The following is a 20602-nucleotide window of genomic DNA, read 5'->3' as shown; positions in this document are numbered from 1 at the left end:
CGGAGCTGTCCGACCGCCGCTGGTCAGGTCGTCTCGCCGCTGGTCCGGTCGTCCTGGTTCGCGGCCGTGGCCTTCGCGGCGGCCTGCCACGACCCGCAGCCACGGGCGGGGCAAGCTTCTGGTCACGCCACCGAGCGGGGCGGGGGCCGGCGCCCCGACCCCCGGAACGGGACGGCGGACTCACTGGAAGCGCCCCGCCCGGGTCGCCATCTGTCCAGCCGCACCGGGGCGACCAGCCTCACCGGTCACCACTGGCGAACCAACACGCGTCCACAGCGGAACCGACCTACCGCCTCCGGGCAGCGCGTCGCCGCCCGGAGGCGGACCCGCCGGTCGCCTTGAGCACCTGCGGGGCCGGGGGGCAGACGCGCTGTCAGTGTGACTCGATGTACTCGGCGACGATGTCGGCCAGCTCCCGGGTGACCTTACCCGCCGGCTGCGGCGTCGACAGCTCGCACACCTGGTACGCGTCCTTGCTGAGGCCCCTGACCGTGACGGTCGACGGCGAGTCGGACATCACCGTCACCGCCGCCCGGCCGGCAGCCCGATCGGTCGACGTGTCGTTGCGGCAGGCCAGCAGGAAGGCGAGCCAGCCGCGGTACCAGACGAGCAGGTCCGAGAAGGCTGCCATCGAGCCGGCGAGGTCCCTGCTGGCCGCCAGGGCGTTCATCTCGTCACGGAAGATCTGCTCCATCTCGGCGACGACCTGCTCAGGATCGCCGTTCAGCTCCGGGCACGCGCGGGTGGCCTTGCCGAACTTGCTGAGGTACTCGGCGAACTTGTCGGCCACGAGCTCGTCGTCGGGCCACGCCGGCTGCACCAGGACGGCGGTGACCGGACGGCTGGACGCCAGCAGGTCCGCGACGCGCAGGGTGAGCGCGGCGGCACTGCAGTGCGACACCACGAAGGCCGGGCCACGGTCCGCACCGAACCTGAGGAACTCGTCCACGCAGGTCGCTGCCAGCTCCGGCAGCGGGACATAGCGGCGCGCTCCGGTCAGCACGCCGATCGGGTCGATCTGGAACACCGGCCTGCCCTGAACGCTCTCGCTGAGCATCTCGCTCATCCGGGGCGCCAGGGACAACGCCTGGAAGTCCGCTACCAGGATGGGGTTGGCGTCACCGGCGCTGAGCCGCCGGAGTAACAGTTCGTCGATCTCTGAATGCGTCATGTCGCCTCTTCGCTCGTGCTGGCGTACGGTGCTGTAATTTCTCCCTGCGCCGGCGCGCAGGTTTTCATCGGGCAATGTGGTCTCGCGCGAACGGGTCCCCGGCCTGCGCAGACCACTGGGCGAGCAGGTCTCTGGTGTAGAGCTCCTCCGGGGGCAGGATTCCGCCCACCACGGCGAGGTACCGCTCGGTGAGCTGTGGCGAGTCCTGGACGACGCGCAGCATGGAGATCCGGTCGGGGGTGGGGTCGAGGCGCGCCGTCACCAGGTTGGTCTGATAGTTCGGGGCCATGTGCTCGTCCCGCGCGACGGCGAAGCGTGAGAGGGCGGCGTCGAGCCGGGCCGGATCGCCGATGGTCGCTGCCGGGTCGCCGCCGCCGAGTTCGCCCGCCAGCAGTTCCGACTGTACGAACGCGTCGGTGATGCCATGGGCGTTGATGGAATCCTTGTGGTGGCCGGCATCGCCGACCAGGACCCAGCCCGGGCCGTCGGCGCGGCGGAAGAAGTTGCGTTGGTTGCCGGTCCCGTACAGCCGGTCGGCGATCGTCGCGTCGGCCAGCCGCTGCCACAGGTCGGGTGCGGTGGTCGCGATGGTGGCGCGGTAGGCGGCCATGGCGTCGCGCCGGACGCGGTCGAACTGCGCCTGCGGCAGGTACGCGGCGATCAGCGTGAGGTCGTCGTGCGTACGCAGCGCGGCCACCCAGCCGCCGGGGCGCTCGTAGATCTGGAAGTCGGCCCCCGTCACGCCCGCCCAGTAGGTGTAGTAGACGCAGGTGAGGTTGGGGTGCTCGGCGTACAGGGGTGCGTCGACCAGCCTGGCCACCGTGGAGCGCATGCCGTCGGCACCGACGACGAGGCGGGTCCGCTCGGTCACCTCGGCGCCGTCCGCCGTCCGCAGGCGTACGCCGGTCACCCGGCCGTCGTCGTCGGTGGTCAGGCCGGTGACCGTCGTGCGGTCGCGCACCTCGGCGCCGGCCGCCGCGGCAGCCTCGGCAAGGATCGTGTCGAGCACGTAGCGACGCGGCGCGTAGGCGCCGACCACGCCCGGCAGCGTCGGTGCCGGCCCGCTCAGGCAGACGTCGGCGACGCGGTAGGTGACGGTCTGCAACGGCGGGGCGCCCGACTTGTGCACCTGGTCCAGCAGGCCCCAGCGAGCTAGCCGCTCGACGCCGGATTGATGGATGTAGAGCCCGGACAGGGTGTCGCTCGGGAACCTCGCGCGATCCAGCAGGAGCACCCGGTGTCCCGCCCGGGCCAGCAGGAGCGCCGTGGTCGCACCCGCACAGCGCGCCCCAACCACAACAGCGTCGTAGGTCACCGCTTCATGGTCGGGCCGGTGCTGAGACCGACCAACTCTCTCCGTGCTGGCCGGCCACAAGCGCTGGTCGCGTCCCGTCCCGCCGGGGGAGCGCCCTCCGCGTCGGGGCCGGAACCTCCGCACGCTCAGAGAGGCGACGCGCCCGCCGGGGCGTCGAAGATGGACGCGCGGTCGCCGGGAGCGGCCAGCCCCGTGGTGTTCCATCCACGCTTCCGCGACGACCGTCGGTGAAGGAGAGCAGGACGATGACGAGGCCGGGAGTTCTTCCACTGGCAGGTCAGGAACAGAAGATCGCAGGGCGTCCGCGCGGGTGGTCGCCGCGGACGTCCGGGACTCCCCGGCCGCCGGGTTCGGCGGCCGATTCCCCGGTACGTCCGAACGGGGAGCCCTGGCCCTGGCGAGAACCGACTGTCCGCCGAGAACCCTGCGGCTCACGAATCAACAGCTGGAGGTTCTGGCGATGAAGATGAGTCTTCAGCCCGTTCAGGAATTCGTCGGCGCTGATCCTCGCTACCACTGGGACTATCCCAGCCCGGGAGCGGTGAATCCGTTGAGGAAGCTCGGCTCGGTGTGGTATTTCGGTCTGCCGCTCACCTCCGCGCACCGCGACGCCCACAACGCCGGTGACGCCCTGGGCGAGGGGCTGACCGAGGAGGACCGCTACCGCAACGAGGGCTCGGTGTATCCGCATGCCAGCCTCGTCGAGATGATCACCTATCAGGCCAGGTGCTTCCCGGACATCGCCTGGCGCTACATGGACATGGGGCATCTGGGCTGGCCGGAGGTGCGGGCCGCGATCAACGAGGACCCGCCCGACGTGGCGGCGTTCTCGGTCTACACCGCGACGACCCTGTGGGCGATGATCGTGGCGGCAGAGATCAAGAGAGTGAACCCCAAGGCCGTCGTGGTGTTCGGCAACGACCATGCCGGGATCCTCTACCAGGAGACGCTGACCGGCAAGTACGGCAGCCGCGTGGTGGACTTTGTCAGCACCGGCAACAACGGCCCCTTCACGATGATGGGTCTGCTGACACACCTGCAGGGCGGGCTGGATCTGCGGAAGGTTCCGTCCCTGGCGTACCGGGTGCCCGGTGGCGAGGTCGTGAACCAGGACGCCGGGACGTTCCCGCTGAACCGGCGGATCCTTCCCGACTACCGGTTGATCCTGGACCAGCTCGAGAACCACTACGACCGCGCGTTCAACGTCTGGTACGCCAAGCACTACGACCTCAAGCGGATGGTCACGGTTCCGCTCGACGGCGGGTGCACCTGGGGCAAGCGGCCGGGGCGCCGGTGCATGCACTGCTCGATCCAGGGACTGACCCCCAAGACGGTGGACGTCGCGTCGGCGATCCCGGTGCTGGAGACGATCGTCGGGGATCTCGGCGCGAACGTCTACGCCTGCGGTGACTCGACGCTCGGCTTCTCCAGCGAGCAGTGGGACGGCAACATCTCCTACCTCAACGACATGGCCGAGGCCTGTGCCAAGTCTCCGATCCTGCAGAAGCAGCGGTTCATGCTGGCCTACGGGCTGGTGTACGAGTTCCTGGAGTCCGCCGAGCTGTGCAAGGGGTTCGTGCGTACGTGGAACGTGGGGCTGGAGGCATTCGACCCCAAGCTGCTCAAGGCGGATTCCAAGGGCATCAACAAGGGGCCGGAGCGGATCTCGGAGGCGCTGGAGCTGGCGCGTTCCCTCGACTACAAGCTCTTCGCGTCGGGGATCATGGGCCTGCCGGGGACCACGATGGAGAACCTGCGCAGCGAGGTGAACAGCTGGCTCTCGATGGCCGAGACCTATCGCGACCTGATCACCAGTATCTCCGTGGCACCACCCGGGATCATTCCCGGCTCGCGCATGTACTGGGAGAGCTACAAGACGCATCCCCAGGTCCGGGCCTCGCACGGTGAGATCCTTCCGGCGAGGCGGCTGACGGCCCTGTACATCCGCGAGAACACCGAGGTGGAACTCGAGGACGTCGAGGCCGCGATCACCGATCTGAGGAACGGGATCGCCGAGTTGAACGGCGTCACGGAGCACATGAAGTTCGGCTACTACATGCTCGGCGGCCGAGACGAGGACGAGGCCCTGGAGTACCGCCTCCTCGACGAGATCTGCTCTCAGCTCGACTGAACCGTGGGCCCGCACTCCCGGTCCCGACGGGACCGCCGAGCGGCTCGACCCGCGGCTGGACGTCCCGGGTGGCGACCGGCGTCGACTCTGCCGCCCGACGTCGGCGCCGTGCCGGTGAGGTCCGCGACCTGCGACCGCGGCACGGCCGTCCGCTCGCGTGGCACAGCGCGTCCCGCGGCCGTCCGCGACCGGCGGTCCCCGGTGGACGGCGATCGGCGGTATGCGGACCGCCGGGTGCGCCCGTGACGTCCGGCGGGCATCTCGATCAGTTCGCCGAACCGCACCGTGATCAGTCGCGCCGAAAGGCTGCGTCCATGTCAGGAGAGGAATCAGCTCATGTCGATAACGCCGGACCTGGACGCCATGTTCAGGTCGCCAGCGAACATTCCTGTCGGCGAGTCGGTTATCCGCGGGATGACCCGCGCCTGCCAGACCGCGAACGCCGTCAACCTGGCGCAGGGAATACCGAGCTACCCGCTTCCGTCGAGCCTCGAAGAGGCCGCCGTCGCCGCCATCCGGTCGAACGACAACCAGTACACCTCACCCCGCGGCAGCGAGCAGTTCCTCCAGGCCATCAGTGAATTCGAGCAGCGCCGCTGGAACATGCCGGAGCCCTACGACCCGGAAAAGCAGATCTGCGTGACCTGCGGGGCCACCGAGGGAATGCTGGCCGCGCTCCTCGCCGTGGCGGAGCGGGGGTCCAATGTCATCATCGTCGAGCCGGCCTACGAGTCCTACGCGGTCAACCTGCGACTCATCGGTGTGGAAGCCAGGTACGTCCAGCTGAAGGGCCCCGACTGGGAGCTCGACTCCGCAGCTGTCGCCGCCGTGGCCGACCGGAACACCCGCGCGGTCATCGTCAATTCACCGCACAATCCTACGGGGCGTGTCTTCACCAGGGACGAGATCCAGGGTCTGGCCGATGTCTGCCAGCGGCTCGGCCTCGTCGTCATCCATGACGCGATCTACGACGAGCTCTACTTCACGAGTGAGCGACCCGCCCGGGTCTCCGACGTCCCCGGCATGGAGCAGCAGTCGATCACGATCAACGCCCTCTCGAAGATGTTCTCCGTGACCGGCTGGCGGGTCGGCTGGGTGACCGGTTCGCAGAATCTCATGGAGCGCGTCGCCCGGGTGCACGACTTCCTCACGATCGCCGCCCCGACTCCCTTCCAGGCGGCCGGCGTCGCGGCGCTCTCGTTGCCGGAGAGCTACTTCGACGAGCTGCGGGACGTCTACCGGCGGCGACGGGACATCCTGGTCAACGGACTCGAGAAATGCGGCATCGAGTTCCAGCGGCCCGCCGGCGCCTACTACGTGATGTGTGACGCCACCTCCTTCGCGCTGCCGGGGGAGGGGGAATCGCAACTGGTCCAGCGCCTGCTGCGGGAGGCCGGCGTCGGCGTCGTGCCCGGCCAGTGCTTCTACGGTTCGACGGACCGGGCGCGCCCACCGCAGATCCGGATCGCGTTCGCGAAGGGCGAGGATACGGTCGCCGAAGGCGTCCGCCGCCTCCACAGCTATCTCAGCGTGAGCCAGTAGCGCCTTTTCAGATCGGGCCCGCCCGATTGTCCTGACAGCTCGACCGGAACGGGCGGGCGAGTGGCGCCCCGCGCGCTTTCCGAGATACGCACGGACTCGCCAGGAAACGGCTGTCACCCCGTCGGCAATCGTGAAGGTGCGACAGGCGGGTCTGCCTGTGACTCTGGCAAACGATCCGTCGGCGTCACCGACTAGCGGAATGAGATGCCATGATTAATCCATTCGAAGACCCTGACGCCCTGTACCTGGTTCTCGTGAACAACGAGGGTCAGTACAGCCTGTGGCCCGCCGCCATCGCCGTTCCCGACGGCTGGGTCACCGCGTACGACAGGAATTCGCGCTCGAACTGCCTCAAGTACGTGGAAGAGCATTGGACCGACATGCGGCCCAAGAGCTTGATCGAAGCCAACCGTGGGTGAGCGGAGCAATCGTGACGATGAACATCAGTGACCAGGTGACGGCGGATTCTTCTGCTCCTGCGAGGGAGGTCCTGGGTGAGCTGTTCACGGCGCAGGTGGCCCGGACCCCGGATGCGGTCGCGGTGGTGTTCGAGGACACGGTGCTGTCGTACGCGGAGCTGGACGCGCGGGCGAACCGGCTGGCCCGGTACCTGGTGAAGCAGGGTGTCGGACCGCAGCGGTTGGTCGCCGTGGCGATGGAACGCTCCGCGGAGCTGATCGTCGCGGTCCTGGCGGTCCTCAAGTCCGGTGCCGCCTACCTGCCGGTCGACCCCGCCTACCCCGCCGACCGGATCGCCTTCATGCTCGCCGACGCCGCTCCGACGGCTATCCTCGCCTCGCGCACCGTGGCCGCGACCACCCTCGGCCTGGCATCGAACAGCGTGAGCGGCGCGCGGGTGATCGCGGTCGACGACCCGGCGATCCACGCTGCCGTGGCAGCCCTGCCCGCCACCGACCTGTCTGATGCGGACCGTGTCGCGCCGCTGCTGCCCAGCCACCCCGCCTACGTGATCTACACGTCGGGGTCGACGGGGCGGCCCAAGGGCGTCGTGGTCGAGCACCACTCCGCGGCGTGGTTGGCGTCCTGGGCGGCGTCGACGTTCGGCCCGGACCAGTTCAGCCGGGTGCTGGCGTCGACGTCGTTGAGCTTCGACGTGTCGGTGTTCGAGGTGTTCGGACCGCTGGCCTGCGGCGGCTGCGTGGAAGTGGTGCGGGACGTGCTGGTGCTGGCGCGTGGCCGCTGGTCCGGCAGCCTGATCAGCACGGCGCCCTCGGCGATGACGGGGGTGCTGGCCGCGGCGGATTCCTCCGCGTCCGCGGACGCGCAGACGGTGGTGCTTGCGGGCGAGGCGTTGACCGCGCCGGTGCTGCGGGCCGTGCGGGCGGCGGTGCCCGGCGCCCGGGTGGTCAACGCGTACGGGCCGACCGAGGCCACGGTGTACGCCACGGCCGGGGACATGGCGGCGGAGCTCGAACTGGGCGACGGACCGCTGCCGATCGGCCGCCCGCTACCGGGCGCGCGGGTGTACGTGCTGGACGAGGAGCTGCGGCCGGTTCCGGCGGGGGTGACCGGCGAGCTCTACCTCGCGGGCGCGGGGCTGGCGCGGGGGTATCTGAACCGACCGGGGCTGACGGCGGAGCGGTTCGTGGCGTGCCCGTTCGATGCGGGGGAGCGCATGTACCGCACCGGAGACCTGGTCCGATGGGCCGACGACGGCCAGATCGTCTTCGTGGGACGCGCTGACGACCAGGTGAAGATCCGGGGCCTGCGGATCGAGCCGGGGGAGATCGAGTCGGTGCTGGCCGCGCAGCCGGGAGTGGGCCGGGCCGTGGTGGTGATGCGGGAGGACCGTCCCGGTGAGGCGCGGCTGGTCGGTTACGTGGTGCCCGCGCCCGGCAGCCGGGTGGACCCGGCGGCGGTACGGCGGGAGGTCGCCAGGACGCTGCCGAGGTACATGGTGCCGGCCGCGGTGATGGTGCTGGACGCGCTACCGCAGACGGTGAGCGGCAAGCTGGACCGGCGAGCGCTGCCGGCGCCGGACTTCGGCGCCGCGGTCGGCGACCAGGATCCGGCCACCCCGCACGAGGCGGTGCTCGGTGAGCTCTTCGCGGAGGTCCTGGGCCTCGACCGGGTCGGCGTCGGAGACAACTTCTTCGACCTGGGCGGGCACTCGCTGCTGGCGACCCGCCTGATCAGCCGGGTGCGGTCGGTGCTGGGCGCGGAGCTGGACATCCGCGTGGTGTTCGAGAACCCGACGGTGCGGTCGCTGGCGCGGTCGCTGGCGGGGGCGGACGGTGCGCGGCCGCCGTTGGTGCGGGTGGAGGACCGGCCGGAGCGACTGCCGTTGTCGTTCGCGCAGCAGCGTCTGTGGTTCATGAACGAGTACGACGGCCCGAACGCGATGTTCAACGTGCCGTTCGCGTGGCGGCTGCGCGGCGGGCTGAATGCGGAGGCGCTGACCGCGGCGCTGCGGGACGTGACGGGCCGCCACGAGGCGCTGCGCACGGTCTTCCAGGTCGCTGACGGGCAGCCGTACCAGGAAGTGGTGGACGCGGCGGTGGCGGCGCCGCGGGTGACGGTGGCCGAGGCCGATCAGACGAGCCTGCCGGGCTTGCTGGAGGGGGCCGTACGGCACGTCTTCGACCTGGCCAACGAGCTGCCGGTGCGGGCGTGGCTGTACCGACTGGGGCCCGCGGAGCACGTGCTGCTCGTCGTGATGCACCACACCGCCAGCGATGGCTGGTCGGCCGGGGTGCTCGTACGGGATCTCAGCGAGGCGTACCGCGCACGGGTGGCCGGGCGGGCGCCGGAGTGGTCGGACCTGCCGGTGCAGTACGCCGACTACACGCTGTGGCAGCGTCGGCTGCTCGGCGAGGACCGGGACGGCGACGGCGTGCTGGCGCGGCAGCTGGAGTTCTGGCGCTCCGCGCTGGCGGGCCTGCCCGATCAGCTGGACCTGCCGACCGACCGGCTGCGGCCCGCGCAACCCACGCATCGCGGCGGCATGGTCCAGCTGGAGCTGGACGCCGAACTGCACCGCAGGCTGGAGGAACTGGCGCGCGAGCACCAGGTGACGCTGTTCATGGTGCTGCAGGCCGGGCTCGCGGTGCTGCTGTCGCGCAGCGGGGCGGGCACCGACATCCCGATCGGCACCATGGTGGCGGGCCGCACCGACGAGGCCGTCCACGATCTGGTGGGATTCTTCGGCAACACGCTGGTACTGCGGGTGGACCTGTCGGGCAACCCGAGCGTCGGCGAGCTGCTGGGCCAGGTGCGGGAGCTGGACCTGACCGCGTTCGCCAACCAGGACGTGCCGTTCGAGCGCCTCGTGGAGGAACTCAACCCGGTCCGGTCCGCCTCGCGGCACCCGCTGTTCCAGGTGATGCTCACCTCCGATGACGACACCAGCAAGCACTGGCAGGTGCCGGGTCTGCTGGCGCAGACCGAGCCGGTGGTGGGCGAGACGGCCAAGTTCGACCTGACCATGTTCTTCCGCGGGGAGTACGCCGCCGACGGTTCGCCGACCGGGATCCGCTGCGCGTTCGAGTACGCCCTGGACCTGTTCGACGCGTCCACCGTGCAGGCCCTCGCCGGCCGGCTGACCCGGCTGCTGAGCCAGGCTGCCGACGACCCGGGCCGGCGGATCAGCGAGTTGGAACTGCTGACGCCGGCTGAGCGGGACCTCATCCTGCGCCAGTGGAACGACACCGCCCAGCACGCTCCCGGAACGACGATAACCGAGGCCTTCGCGGCGCAGGTGGCCCGCACCCCGGACGCGGTCGCGGTCGTCGACGCCCGGACGAGGCTGACGTACCGGGAGTTGGACGAGCGGTCCAGCCGACTGGCGGCGGTGCTGACGACCGCGGGTGTCACGACGGAGTCGCCGGTGCTCGTCGTGATGAAACGGTCGGCGCAGCTGTGGGTGGCGCTGCTCGCCGTGCTCAAGGCCGGCGGGGTGTACGTGCCCGCCAACGTGGCCTGGCCGGTGTCCCGGATCGCCCTGGTGGCCGACGAGGTGGATGCGGTGGCGGTGCTGTGCGACGAGGATCTGACGGGAATCGCCAAGGAGGCGAGCCCCGAATCGCCGGTCGTACTGGCCACGGCCGGGGACGCCGACACCGGGACGCGGGTGGACCTCCCGCACGGGGTGCGGCACCCGGACCAGCTCGCGTACGTGATCTACACGTCCGGGTCGACCGGGGTGCCCAAGGGAGTCGCGGTGGCGCACCGGGACGTGGTCGACATGGTGCTGGACCCGGCGTGGCCGGACGGCGTGCACGAGCGGATGCTGGTGCACTCGCCGCACTCGTACGACATCGCGACGTACGAGCTGTGGATAGCGCTGCTGCGCGGAGGCACCTGCGTGGCGGCGCCGGCGGAGGAGATGAGCATCGCCGACCTGGCGGAGGTGATCGCCTCGACGGCCCCGACGGCCATGTGGCTCACCTCGGCGTTGTTCGACGCGGTGTCGGTGGAACAGCCGTCGGCGCTGGCCGGGCTGCGGATGGTCGTGGTCGGCGGGGACGCCGTGTCCGGCGTCGCACTGCGGCGGGTGGTCGAGCGGTGCCCGGGCGTGCTGATGGTGAACGGGTACGGGCCGAGCGAGTTGACGACGTTCACGACGTTGCACATGATGGCCGACTTCTCGGACGAGGAGGCGGCGCGGCCGGTGCCGATCGGCGGGCCGATGGCCAACATGCGGCTGTTCGTGCTCGACAGCGCGCTGCAGCCGGTGCCGGTGGGGGTCACGGGCGAGCTCTACATCGCGGGCGCCGGAATGGCGCGGGGCTACATGAACCGGCCGGAGTTGACGGCGGAGCGGTTCGTGGCGTGCCCGTTCGGTACGGGCGAACGGATGTACCGTACGGGCGATCTGGTCCGGTGGGCCGACGACGGCCTGCTGGTGTTCGTGGGGCGGGCCGACCATCAGGTGAAGATCCGGGGGTTCCGGGTCGAGCCGGGCGAGATCGAGGCGGCGCTGGTCGCGCAGCCGGGGGTGGGCCAGGCCGCGGTGGTGCCGCGGGAGGACCGGCCCGGTGACCGGCGGCTGGTGGCGTACGTCGTGCCGGAACCCGGTGGCCGGGTGGATCCGGCGGCGGCACGGCAGGAAGTCGCCAGGACGCTGCCGGAGTTCATGGTGCCGACGGCGGTGATGGTGCTGGACGCGCTGCCGCTGACGGTGAACGGGAAGCTGGACCGGCGGGCGCTGCCGGCGCCGGACTACAGTGCCGCGTCCAGCGGCCAGGACCCGGCCACGCCACTCGAGGCGAAGCTGTGTGAGCTGTTCGCCCAGGCGCTGGGCGTCGACCGGGTGGGAGTCGACGACAATTTCTTCGACCTGGGCGGCCACTCCCTGCTGGCCGCCGTCCTGCTGGCTCGGCTGGAAGACCAGTACGGCATCAAGATCACCCTCAAGACCTTCCTCGCCAACCCTTCGGTCAACGGCGTCATCAGCCAGGCGCCGCTGCCCGGCGTGGACCAGCGCGGCACGATCCCCAGTGCCGTGTGAAGGCTGGCGACAGCACCGGCCGGGTCAGGGTGTGTGTCGTGAGCCGGGCCGGGCGTTTCGAGGTCGAGGCGCGACGGTGATCGAGAACTGAAGAGGTCTCCGGTGTGAGGTTCCGTCTGATCGGATCCCACACCGGAGGCCTTTTCGCGCCCGTGGTGGTGACGAGGTCGATCAGCTGCCGGCTGCCCCACCGCGGCCGTCGACCTGGCCGTCTGCCCGCGGACGGCGGCGGCCAAACGTCACCCCTACCGGCCGAAACTGTCCCACTGGCAGAAGAAGGTCAACCGCGCTCACGCCCGCATCCGCGCCAGCGGTGAACGCGCCAACACCACCCTCAGAACCTGGAAAGTCCTGACGAAGCTGCGCTGCTGCCCACGCCGCGCCACCACGATCGTGAACTCCATCCTCGTCCTTCATCACCTCGAGAACCCGGTACACGGCAGTTGGAAAGGCTCACTAGACCGGGACGAAGGTGGCGGCCAACACCCGCCAGTCGCCGCCCTCACGCACCCAAAGTCGGGTGTAGCGCAACCGCGCGGACATGGCGGCACCGCCCTGAACGGCATCCACCGCAGCGACCATGCGAGTCACCCCAGTCTGACCGTCTTCCTGGACGTCGAGCGACTCCTCCACCAGGCTGGTGATTCGCAGTGCACCGGAGCGGTAGCTCTCCAAGTCGTCTTCCTTCGTAAAGACCGTGCCGTCCGGTCCGGCACCCACGACCTGCGGGTGCAGTAGCGCGTCGAGGGACTCGACGTCGGCGGCGCGCTGGGCGGCTTGGAGTTGCCGTTCCGCGGTGAGGAGATCCATCCGCCGATCCTCCGCAGCGCGCCGCAACAAGACAAGCGGGTTCGCTCGCGGCAGAACGGCGACGTCAGCCCGGTAGGGCGTTCACGGCACAACCGAACCTCGGCACGACCCTGGTCGGCCCAACTGAGAGGGTCTTCTGCCTTGCTCCGCGGCGCGGAATCATCGGTCCCGTCGAACCTCGACATATGTCGGTGCCACGGGCGGCGGCTCCAGCGCGAGCCTGCGCGCGTTGTCCGCGGCAGTTGAAACCGCCAAGGTCCTACCGGAGCATCCCCTCATGTCGACCCCTGTCCTGCCTCGCTCGTATGTCTCTCCTGACCAGCACCACCAGGATGGAAAGGGCTCAATACCGTCCGCATGAAGATCTCTCGAATGAGATCCCAGGGCGCTTCTGTCATCTCCTCGGCTCGTACCGCATCGCGACCGCGCCCGACTCGAACTGCCTCTTGTCGACGAGCTTCAGGTCGAGCGACTTCGGGAGCCCCGCAAACAGAGTCGGTCCGTGCCCCGCCACTCTCGGGTGGATCACAAACTCGTATTCGTCGATCAGATCCAGCTCTGCCAACGCGAGCGCAAGTTTCACGCCGCCCAGGAACAAGCCATTGCCCGGCTCCTGTTTGAGTTGCTCAACGGACTTCCCCAGGTCGCCACGCAGCACCTCGGCGTTCCAGTCGACCTGGTCCAGGGTGTTCGACACGACGTACTTCTTCGCCGCGTCGATCGTCCGGGCGAAGTGGTCCGTCGATTCAGGTCGCGTTCCCGGCCCCGCCGCCGGCCGCCACGCCTCCTCCATCATCTCGTAGGTCACCCGGCCGAAGATGAGGGCATCGGCCCGGGCGAGGTTCTCGGCATAGTGCCGATGAATTTCCTCGCCTCCGGGTGATGCACGATGGTCGCAGCACCCGTCCAGTGTGACGTTGATGGAATACCGAAGCGGTTTCATCGCGTCAGGGTACCAGCAGGAATCGGGCAGCCAAGGAGGTCATTGCGCCGTTCGCCGGCTGCTGATCACGGAACGGAAGCCAGGCCTCGGACGGTGCGGAAGTACTGTATCGGCCCGGACGAATTGACTGGCCCCGCTTGCCTGAATCGCACGCCACTCATGTGTCGACGGTGACGAGGCGAGAGCACCGCACAGCGGAAGATGCCCGCCACGGCGCAGGCGCCGACGATGACTGCGACGCTGCCCTGCCGGATACCGGAAAAGGATCAGTTTCCAACCGTTGGACAGCCCGGTCACGGCCTCGACGCGAGCCCGGGCAACCTCCGAGATGCGGCCGCCGCGTCTCGGGCCCCATTGTCGACTTATGGGCGCGAACGCAACTTTGGCCGGAAGGCCATGGGTGGCTCGGATGCGGTCAGGGCGCACGGCTGTCCAGCTACCGGCCGTCGGCAGAGATGGAGAGCAATCATGGGCTTGCCAATGACGGTCGACGTCGCCAGTACCCGGATCGTGGGTGGCCGGACGCAGGCAGCAGATTCTCCGTGGTTCCCGTCCAGCCCGTACGCCTCGTCGATGGCCGGCGTGGGCTCGGCCGTGTCGTCCACGTCCTTCTCGCAGCAGGACGTGCTGGACGCGTTCGACATCTCCGATCCGCGAATACGCTCGATATTCCTCAACAGCGCGATCCAGCGGCGCTTTCTGGCGCTGCCGCCGCTGGGGGAGGACGGCACCCGGCTGCCGGAGGCGCAGGGCGACCTGCTCGACAAACACAAGGCGCTGGCCGTGGACATGGGCGTGCGCGCGCTGCGCGCGTGCCTGGACGACGCGGGCGCCGCGGTGTCCGACATCCGCTACCTGTGCTGCGTCACCTCGACAGGATTCCTCACGCCAGGAATCAGCGCCCTGCTCATTCGCGAGCTGGGAATCGACCGGCACTGCGCGCGCACGGATGTCGTCGGAATGGGCTGCAACGCGGGACTCAACGCACTGAACGCGGTGTCGAACTGGGCGATGGCCAATCCCGGCGAGCTGGCCGTGATGGTGTGCACGGAGGCCTGCTCGGCCGCGTACGCGCTGGACTCGACGATGCGGACCGCGGTGGTGAACAGCCTGTTCGGCGACGGCGCCGCCGCGCTCGCGGTCGTCGCCGGCCCGGGCTCCGGCGCCCTGGGCGAACCTGGTCGGCCTCGCATCCTCAAGTTCGCCAGTTGCCTCATCCCTGACGCGATGGAGGCCATGCGTTACGACTGGGACCGCGAACAGAGCCGGTTCAGCTTCTACCTCGATCCACAGGTGCCCTATGTCGTCGGCGCCCACGCGGAACTCGTCATCGACCGCCTGCTGGCGAAGACCGGCCTGCTGCGTAGTGACATCAGGCACTGGCTGGTGCACTCGGGCGGCAAGAAGGTCGTCGATGCCGTGATGGTGAACCTGGGGCTGACCCGATACGACGTCCGGCACACCACCGGGGTCCTGCGTGACTACGGCAACCTGTCGAGCGGCTCGTTCCTCTTTTCCTATGAACGTCTCCAGCAGGAGAACGTCACCGCCCCAGGCGATTACGGAGTGCTCATGACCATGGGTCCAGGTTCCACGATCGAGACGGCGCTGATCCAGTGGTGACAGCGGAGACGGTCCGCACCGGCCGCAACGACCACCATGCCGCCGGCGCCGTGGACAGCGCACGAGGTGACCTCGAACTCCACATCAACGGCTCGAAACCGCTGACGCCGGCATGCGTCGCCGCGGTGGAGGCGATCTGCGCAGCGGTCGAGTCGGTCGAGGCCGCGACCATCCTCCCCGTCCATGTGTCCGGCGCGCCGGACGCGGGCTGGACGAGCCGCCTCGACGTGGCGTTGGTGACCAAGTGGGAACGTTCCCTGCGCCGACTCGAGCGCCTTGGCGTCACGACCGTCGCGATCGCCTCCGGCGACTGCGGGGGCGTGGCCCTGGACGCCCTGCTCGCCACGGACTATCGCATCGCGACGCCGGACGTCCGCCTGTCGCTGTCGGTGTACGGGGAGGCCACCTGGCCGGGAATGGCGGTCTTCCGCCTCGCCCAGCAGGTCGGCGGGACGCGGATGCGCCGGGCGATTCTCTTCGGCGCCGCCATCGAGGCGTCCGAAGGCGTCGAACTGGGCCTGATCGACGAGTTGGCCGAGGATCCGGCCCACGCGCTGGTCGCCGTGGCGGCGATGACGAGAACGTTCTCGGGCACCGAACTGGCTATCCGTCGGCAGCTCATGTTCGACGCCGCGACCACCAGTTTCGAGGAGGCCCTCGGCCGGCATCTCGCCGCCTGTGACCGAGCGTTGCGGCGGTCGTCGGGCAAGGCGGTCACCTCCGGCCCCGGCGTCACCTGAGTGTGTCCGGCCGGTGATGACCGGGGGCGGACGGTGGGGCAGCGGCTATCAGCGATCCGCTGTCGTACGCCAGGGACAGCGCCCCCACCGGCGAGGCGGTCGTCGGCGACCCGCCGGACGGGCGGTTCAGCCGGCCGGTGACGTTCGAGAGCGGCGGTGGTGGCCTCGTCTCGACCGCCGACGACTTCCTCACCTTCGCCTCGGCGCTGCTCGCCGGCGGTGCCCACGGCGGCGAGCGGGTGCTCTCGCGACCGTCGGTGACTCTGATGACGACCGACCACCTGACCCCGGCGCAGCAGGCGGTCTCCGGGTTCGGGCCGGGCTACTTCGACAACCGGCCTGCGCCCGAGCGGTACCCATCTTCTTCCCCATCCGCAAGCCCGGAACGGAACATTCCTCGCAGAATCCCACCGTGGCGGGGCTGGCCGTTCGACAGCATTTCCGCACGTGCGCCCGCCTCGACCACCGGCCGATCGGCGCCGGGACGCGGGGGAGCAACCCGAGAGGTGCGACGCCGGCGAAGGACAGGCAATCCTCAGCTTCTGGCCAATCGTCGTTGCCAGCCCTTTTCATCCGTTACGAGGAGTGGAAATGACCCAGCAGAAGGCCATGGAGACCTCCCACGCCGCTCCGTCGTCCGATGTCGCCGGTGGGGAGCGCCCCCACGGCGAGACTGAGGTCATGGTCGAGCGCGTCTTCGCCGAGATGCTCGACCTCCCTGGCTTGCCGCGCGCGGCTTCCCTGTTCGATCTCGGGCTCGACTCGATGTGGGTGACGATCGCCTGCGCCCGCCTGGAGCAGATCACCGGGGTGCGGGTCAGGTTCACCCAGATCTTCCGAACCCCCACCATCGCGCAGCTCGCGGCGTGGATCGACGCGGCCCGCGACGCGAGCGGTGAACAGGACGCTCCCGCCAAGCCGCTCGCCGCCGAGGGCGACGAGCTCGTGGCCATCACTCCGGTGCAGGCGGAGACGGTTCCGCAAGAGATCGTGGTCGAGATGGCCTGGTGGGTCGACGGCGAGGTCGACGACGCGGTCCTGGAGAGCGCCGCGACCGATGTCCACCGTCGGCACCAGGCGCTGCACGCCCGATATCTCAGCGGGCCGGAACTCGGGCTGGCCGAGGTGCCGGCTGATCCGGGACAGGCGGAGTTCCACCGGCTGGGCGAGGAAGGCAGTGACGACGCTGCGCTCGAGACGCTGCGGCGGACGCTGCGCAGGCCGCTCCGGCTCGACGAGGGAAAGATCTGGCGGTGCGCGGTCGTGCGCAGCAGGCAGAGCGGGCGCACCCTGTTCGGGCTGGCGGCGGACCACGCGGGGTTCGACGGCCGTTCGTTGGTCATCGTGACGGCAGAGCTGTCCGCGGCGTACGCGGCGCGCGCAGCCGGGAAGGCGCCGCAGTGGCCGAGCCGGACCGCGTCGCTCGCGGAGATGGCGTGCGACTTCCGGCACCAGCTCGCGGCGGCGGACACCGAGGCGCAGCGCCGGTACTGGCGCGACGAGCTCCATGAGCTCCCGCCCTGCCGGCTTCCCGGGCGCAGCGACGGGGTGTCGGAGCTTCCCCCGATGCCTGAGGGCTCGCGCTACTCGCTCCCGGGGCCGTCCGCCCTGCGCGAGTTCGTCGTGCCGCAGGCGCAGATGGAGAGCTGGGAGGAGTACGCCCGGGACAAGGGCATGCCGCCATCCGTCTGTGTGGCGGCGGTGTACGTGGAGTCCCTCGTCCGGGCAGGCGGGACGCCTGACTTCGGCGTGATGGTCGCCGTCGCGAACAGGTCCGGCAAGGTGATCGACGGGACCGTCACCAACCGGGCAGCCAACATCGTGCTGCGCCCGAACGGCCCGTCCCACTCGGGTGCGAACATTCTCGCGCGGACGCGCGAGGCGTATCTGGGGGCGATGGCCGCGCGCGATGTCCTCGTCGTCCCCGAGGAGTTGGGCAGCGCACTCGGCGGCTCCGAGAAGACGATCCAGCTCGACCGGTTGGTGGCTCTCAACTACGTCCCGACACCCGAGCTCACCTTCGGCGACGCTGCCGGGACGCTCGTGACCGAAGGCGGCGCGCTCTCCGCGCAGTCCCACTTCCCCGCCATGCTCATCGTGTCGCCGATCCCGGAGGGCCTCGACATCGCCCTGCAGGTGCGGACCGACATGCACGACGCCAGCCTCGCCGACCGGATCAAGGAGTGTTTCCTCGACATCCTCAGGGGTGGGCCCGAGCGGCTCGAACTGGCGACCGCGTGAGTGGGGCGAGGATCGTGGCCGTCCCCGCCCTGGTCGCCGGCTGACTCCTGACGCCGCTCGATCGCAGCCTCGTCGGAGTGCCCGGCGAACCGTACGAGCGATCCTGGACCTCGACGGACGCGCTGCTGTACGCCGTGGGTGTCGGAGCGGGTCTCGGCGACCCGCTGCGCGGGCTCGCCTTCACCACGGACAACAGCGAAGGCGTCGAGCAGAAGGTGCTGCCCACCTACGGCGTGCTGCTGACAAGCGCTCCGGTGGCGCGCAGCATCGGCGTCTTCGACCGGGCCGTGCTGGTGAAGGCCGAGCACACATCGAGCTGCACCGGCCCCTGCCGGTCGCTGGCACGGTTCTCGTCACCTCGACCGTCACCGGGATGTACGACAAGGGCTCGGGCGCGCTGGTGGAGTTCGAGAGCGTCGCCGTCGACGCCGCCGACGGTCAGCCCCTCGTCACCGCCCGGTTCGGCATGTTCGTCCGGGGCGAGGGTGAGTTCGGGGGCGATCGTGGCGCCTCCGCACCGTGGCAGCCGCCCGACCGGCGTGAATCCCCGGGCGCGAGACGACCACCGTCGAGGCGCGGCGGCGACCCCGCGCCACGACGATCCCACCGGCGCGCCCCACGCGAGGCGGTCGGCCGCGAGGCCGCGGAGGTGCTCGACCACGCCACCGTCCCGGACAGCACGGACCGCGGGGGAGCGACTGACGGTGAATGAGCCCTGCCACCTGCACCAGATCGGTGCAGGTCGCGCTATGGGCTGACCGGAACCCGTTGGGATGCCGATGCCGGATCGCGTGGCGCGTGGCCGGAGTAATCGCGAAGAGGTTGCCGCGAAGCGCCGTGGAGTCATGGCGCATGGATGCCGGTATCGGGTGCTGGATTGGTATCCGTGATTCGCCGGGGCGGCGGTCGGGCCTACGTGCGGCGGCGGGAATGCGTACGGCTGCCTCGGTGGGCGCCGGGTGCCGCTCACGCCGTCGCGCCGGCGGCCTCCGTCTCGCCCACGTCCGGCGACGTCGGCCTGGTCCGCTCGCCCCACCGCGCCACGACCGGCATCACCATGCTCGTCAGGGCGAAGACGGCACCCAGCGCGATCAGGCCGACCCGGCCGTTGCTGAGGACGGGCCCGAGGAGCAGCGCCGGAGCGATCGCCACGCCGATGCCGCCGAGGATGCTGGCGAAGCCGTCGTACTGGCCCTGGGCGTGAGCCGGCGGCAGTCCCATGCCCAGGGCGAATCCGGCGGCCAGATGCCAGATCTCGCCGACGGTGTGCACGCACACGGCCACCACGATCATCAGCAGCGCGGCCCAGGCGGGCAGTCCGGCCGCGAAGCCCATCACGGCGCAGCTGCACAGGAAGGCCAACCCGGCTCGCCGCCACGCGAGTCCGCCCTGCCGGAGCGTCTGCACCTTGGCGCCCAGGCGGATCTGGAACGCGACGACCAGGATGGTGTTGATCACGAGGGAGGCCGAGACGGTCCAGTCCGGCGCGTTCGTGTGGTCGACCACCCAGATCGGAAGCAGCAGCAGGAGGACACTGAACTGCAGGCTGAAGGCGATGCCGACCACCGCGTACGCCACGAACGGCTTGTCGCGCATCACGCTCCAGCGCAGGGCGGTGTGCGGAATCGGCAGCGGCTCGTAACGCGGCATGCCGCGGTGCAGGATCACCCAGGCGCCCACGAAGGTCAGCACGTTGATGACGATCGCGACATGAAAGGCGGTCGGTGTGCCGATCTGGAGCGCGATGCCGCTACCGGCGAAGCCGAGCGAGAAGCCCACGTTCGTGATCGCGTGGGTCAGCGAGCGGAAACCGGCCGCACTGTCGTCGGCCACCCGCCGCAACAGCGCGCCCTCGGCCGTGACGATAGCCCTCCCGGCCACCATCTCCACGGTGACGACGACCACGAAGGTGGCGAAACTGTCGATGAAGAGCAGGCCGACCGTCGCGGCGCACTGCACCAGGAGCATCGCCTTGGTCATCCCGAGCGGACCGCGCCGGTCGGCCAGGTCGCCGAGCGGGAGGCCCACCAGCAGGGTGATCGCCGATGCGATGGTCAGGCCGACACCGACCTCGGCGGCGGACAGCTCCACGATCCGGATGAGGTACAGCGGCAGGCTGACCATCAGCAGCCCGGTGCCGAACGTGTTGACCAGCAGTGCCAACGCGTACACGCGCCTGGGACCAGGCTCGGGGAGCAGGGAGGTGACTGCTCGGGCGGGGTTCAACCGCGGCATGGCTGCGCTTCCGGATCCCTGTGTCGGTCACTCGTGGGGCGATCTCGGCGTACCCCGTCCGGTTGCCACTCCCGGATCTCCTGGTCGCGGGGCACAGCGAAGGGTGACCGCGGTGATCGCCGGCTGACCGTGACCGTGCCCGGCAGACGGACCTGCCGGGCACGGTCACGCGGCGACGGCGGTGCGGCCGGCTGGCCACGCTTCGCTGTCCGCCAGGGCGTGTGTCGAAGTCCCCCGACCGGTCCGCGGCGGGCCCCGGTGGCGGTGGGGTCGGGATCGCCGCCGGCGGCGTGGGAGGTCGGGGCCGGCCACCGGGGGCGGCCCGCCCACCCCCCTGGCCGGAGGGGCAGGGCGCCCCCCCCCCCCCCCCGGGGAACAACA

General features: G+C 70.1%; 13 protein-coding genes and 1 pseudogene. 9 read left to right on the top strand and 5 right to left on the bottom strand.

Features of this window, described 5'->3' with window-relative positions:
• Positions 1-373: 373 nt before the first annotated feature.
• On the bottom strand, positions 374-1171 hold the full coding sequence (locus tag ACLQ22_RS09700; protein WP_425691969.1) for an alpha/beta fold hydrolase: 798 nt from the start codon (positions 1169-1171) through the stop codon (positions 374-376).
• Positions 1172-1235: 64 nt separating this feature from the next.
• Positions 1236-2486 carry an FAD-dependent oxidoreductase gene (locus ACLQ22_RS09695; RefSeq protein ID WP_425691968.1) on the bottom strand — a complete coding sequence of 417 codons (1251 nt, stop codon included), beginning with the start codon at positions 2484-2486 and terminating at the stop codon, positions 1236-1238.
• 310 nt (positions 2487-2796) lie between these two features.
• Between ACLQ22_RS09695 and ACLQ22_RS09690 the strand changes: the two genes are divergently transcribed.
• The 5 genes and pseudogenes from ACLQ22_RS09690 to ACLQ22_RS09670 all read left to right on the top strand — a co-directional run.
• On the top strand, positions 2797-4617 hold the full coding sequence (locus ACLQ22_RS09690; protein ID WP_425691967.1) for a B12-binding domain-containing radical SAM protein: 1821 nt from the start codon (positions 2797-2799) through the stop codon (positions 4615-4617).
• A 336-nt stretch (positions 4618-4953) separates the two neighbouring features.
• Positions 4954-6159, top strand: a complete 1206-nt coding sequence (locus ACLQ22_RS09685; protein WP_425691966.1) for a pyridoxal phosphate-dependent aminotransferase — start codon at positions 4954-4956, stop codon at positions 6157-6159.
• A 209-nt stretch (positions 6160-6368) separates the two neighbouring features.
• Entirely contained in the window at positions 6369-6578 is a 210-nt protein-coding gene (locus ACLQ22_RS09680) for an MbtH family protein (protein ID WP_425691965.1), read from the top strand.
• A gap of 17 nt (positions 6579-6595) precedes the next feature.
• Positions 6596-11629: an amino acid adenylation domain-containing protein gene (locus ACLQ22_RS09675; RefSeq protein WP_425692144.1), complete on the top strand. Its 5034-nt coding sequence runs from the start codon at positions 6596-6598 to the stop codon at positions 11627-11629.
• Between the two features lie 234 nt (positions 11630-11863).
• Positions 11864-12055, top strand: a pseudogene (locus ACLQ22_RS09670) (transposase family protein); the annotation flags it as partial.
• A gap of 30 nt (positions 12056-12085) precedes the next feature.
• On the opposite strand, the gene ACLQ22_RS09665 reads toward ACLQ22_RS09670, so the two are convergent.
• Both ACLQ22_RS09665 and ACLQ22_RS09660 read right to left on the bottom strand, forming a co-directional pair.
• Positions 12086-12439, bottom strand: a complete 354-nt coding sequence (locus ACLQ22_RS09665) for a nuclear transport factor 2 family protein (protein WP_425691964.1) — start codon at positions 12437-12439, stop codon at positions 12086-12088.
• Positions 12440-12833: 394 nt separating this feature from the next.
• Positions 12834-13382 (bottom strand): dihydrofolate reductase family protein, encoded by a 549-nt coding sequence (locus ACLQ22_RS09660; RefSeq protein ID WP_425691963.1) that lies wholly within the window; start codon positions 13380-13382, stop codon positions 12834-12836.
• A gap of 468 nt (positions 13383-13850) precedes the next feature.
• Between ACLQ22_RS09660 and dpgA the strand changes: the two genes are divergently transcribed.
• The 4 genes from dpgA to ACLQ22_RS09640 all read left to right on the top strand — a co-directional run bounded on the left by dpgA (position 13851) and on the right by ACLQ22_RS09640 (position 18698).
• Positions 13851-15005 carry a 3,5-dihydroxyphenylacetyl-CoA synthase DpgA gene (dpgA, locus tag ACLQ22_RS09655; protein ID WP_425691962.1) on the top strand — a complete coding sequence of 385 codons (1155 nt, stop codon included), beginning with the start codon at positions 13851-13853 and terminating at the stop codon, positions 15003-15005.
• On the top strand, positions 15002-15745 hold the full coding sequence (dpgB, locus tag ACLQ22_RS09650) for an enoyl-CoA-hydratase DpgB (RefSeq protein WP_425691961.1): 744 nt from the start codon (positions 15002-15004) through the stop codon (positions 15743-15745). The genes dpgA and dpgB overlap by 4 nt, the downstream gene beginning before the upstream one ends.
• A 591-nt stretch (positions 15746-16336) precedes the next feature.
• Positions 16337-17986 (top strand): condensation domain-containing protein, encoded by a 1650-nt coding sequence (locus ACLQ22_RS09645; RefSeq protein WP_425691960.1) that lies wholly within the window; start codon positions 16337-16339, stop codon positions 17984-17986.
• Positions 17952-18698 (top strand): hypothetical protein, encoded by a 747-nt coding sequence (locus tag ACLQ22_RS09640; protein ID WP_425691959.1) that lies wholly within the window; start codon positions 17952-17954, stop codon positions 18696-18698. The genes ACLQ22_RS09645 and ACLQ22_RS09640 overlap by 35 nt, the downstream gene beginning before the upstream one ends.
• Positions 18699-18952: 254 nt before the next feature.
• Here the strand turns inward: ACLQ22_RS09640 and ACLQ22_RS09635 are convergent, their stop codons facing one another.
• Positions 18953-20158, bottom strand: a complete 1206-nt coding sequence (locus tag ACLQ22_RS09635; RefSeq protein ID WP_425691958.1) for an MFS transporter — start codon at positions 20156-20158, stop codon at positions 18953-18955.
• Between the last annotated feature and the right edge of the window lie 444 nt (positions 20159-20602).

It is taken from the genome of Micromonospora sp. DT178, from assembly GCF_049841695.1.
Taxonomy (GTDB): domain Bacteria; phylum Actinomycetota; class Actinomycetes; order Mycobacteriales; family Micromonosporaceae; genus Micromonospora.
The sequence above is the reverse complement of the archived record's forward strand: the minus strand, read 5'-3'. Positions and strand labels throughout refer to the sequence as shown.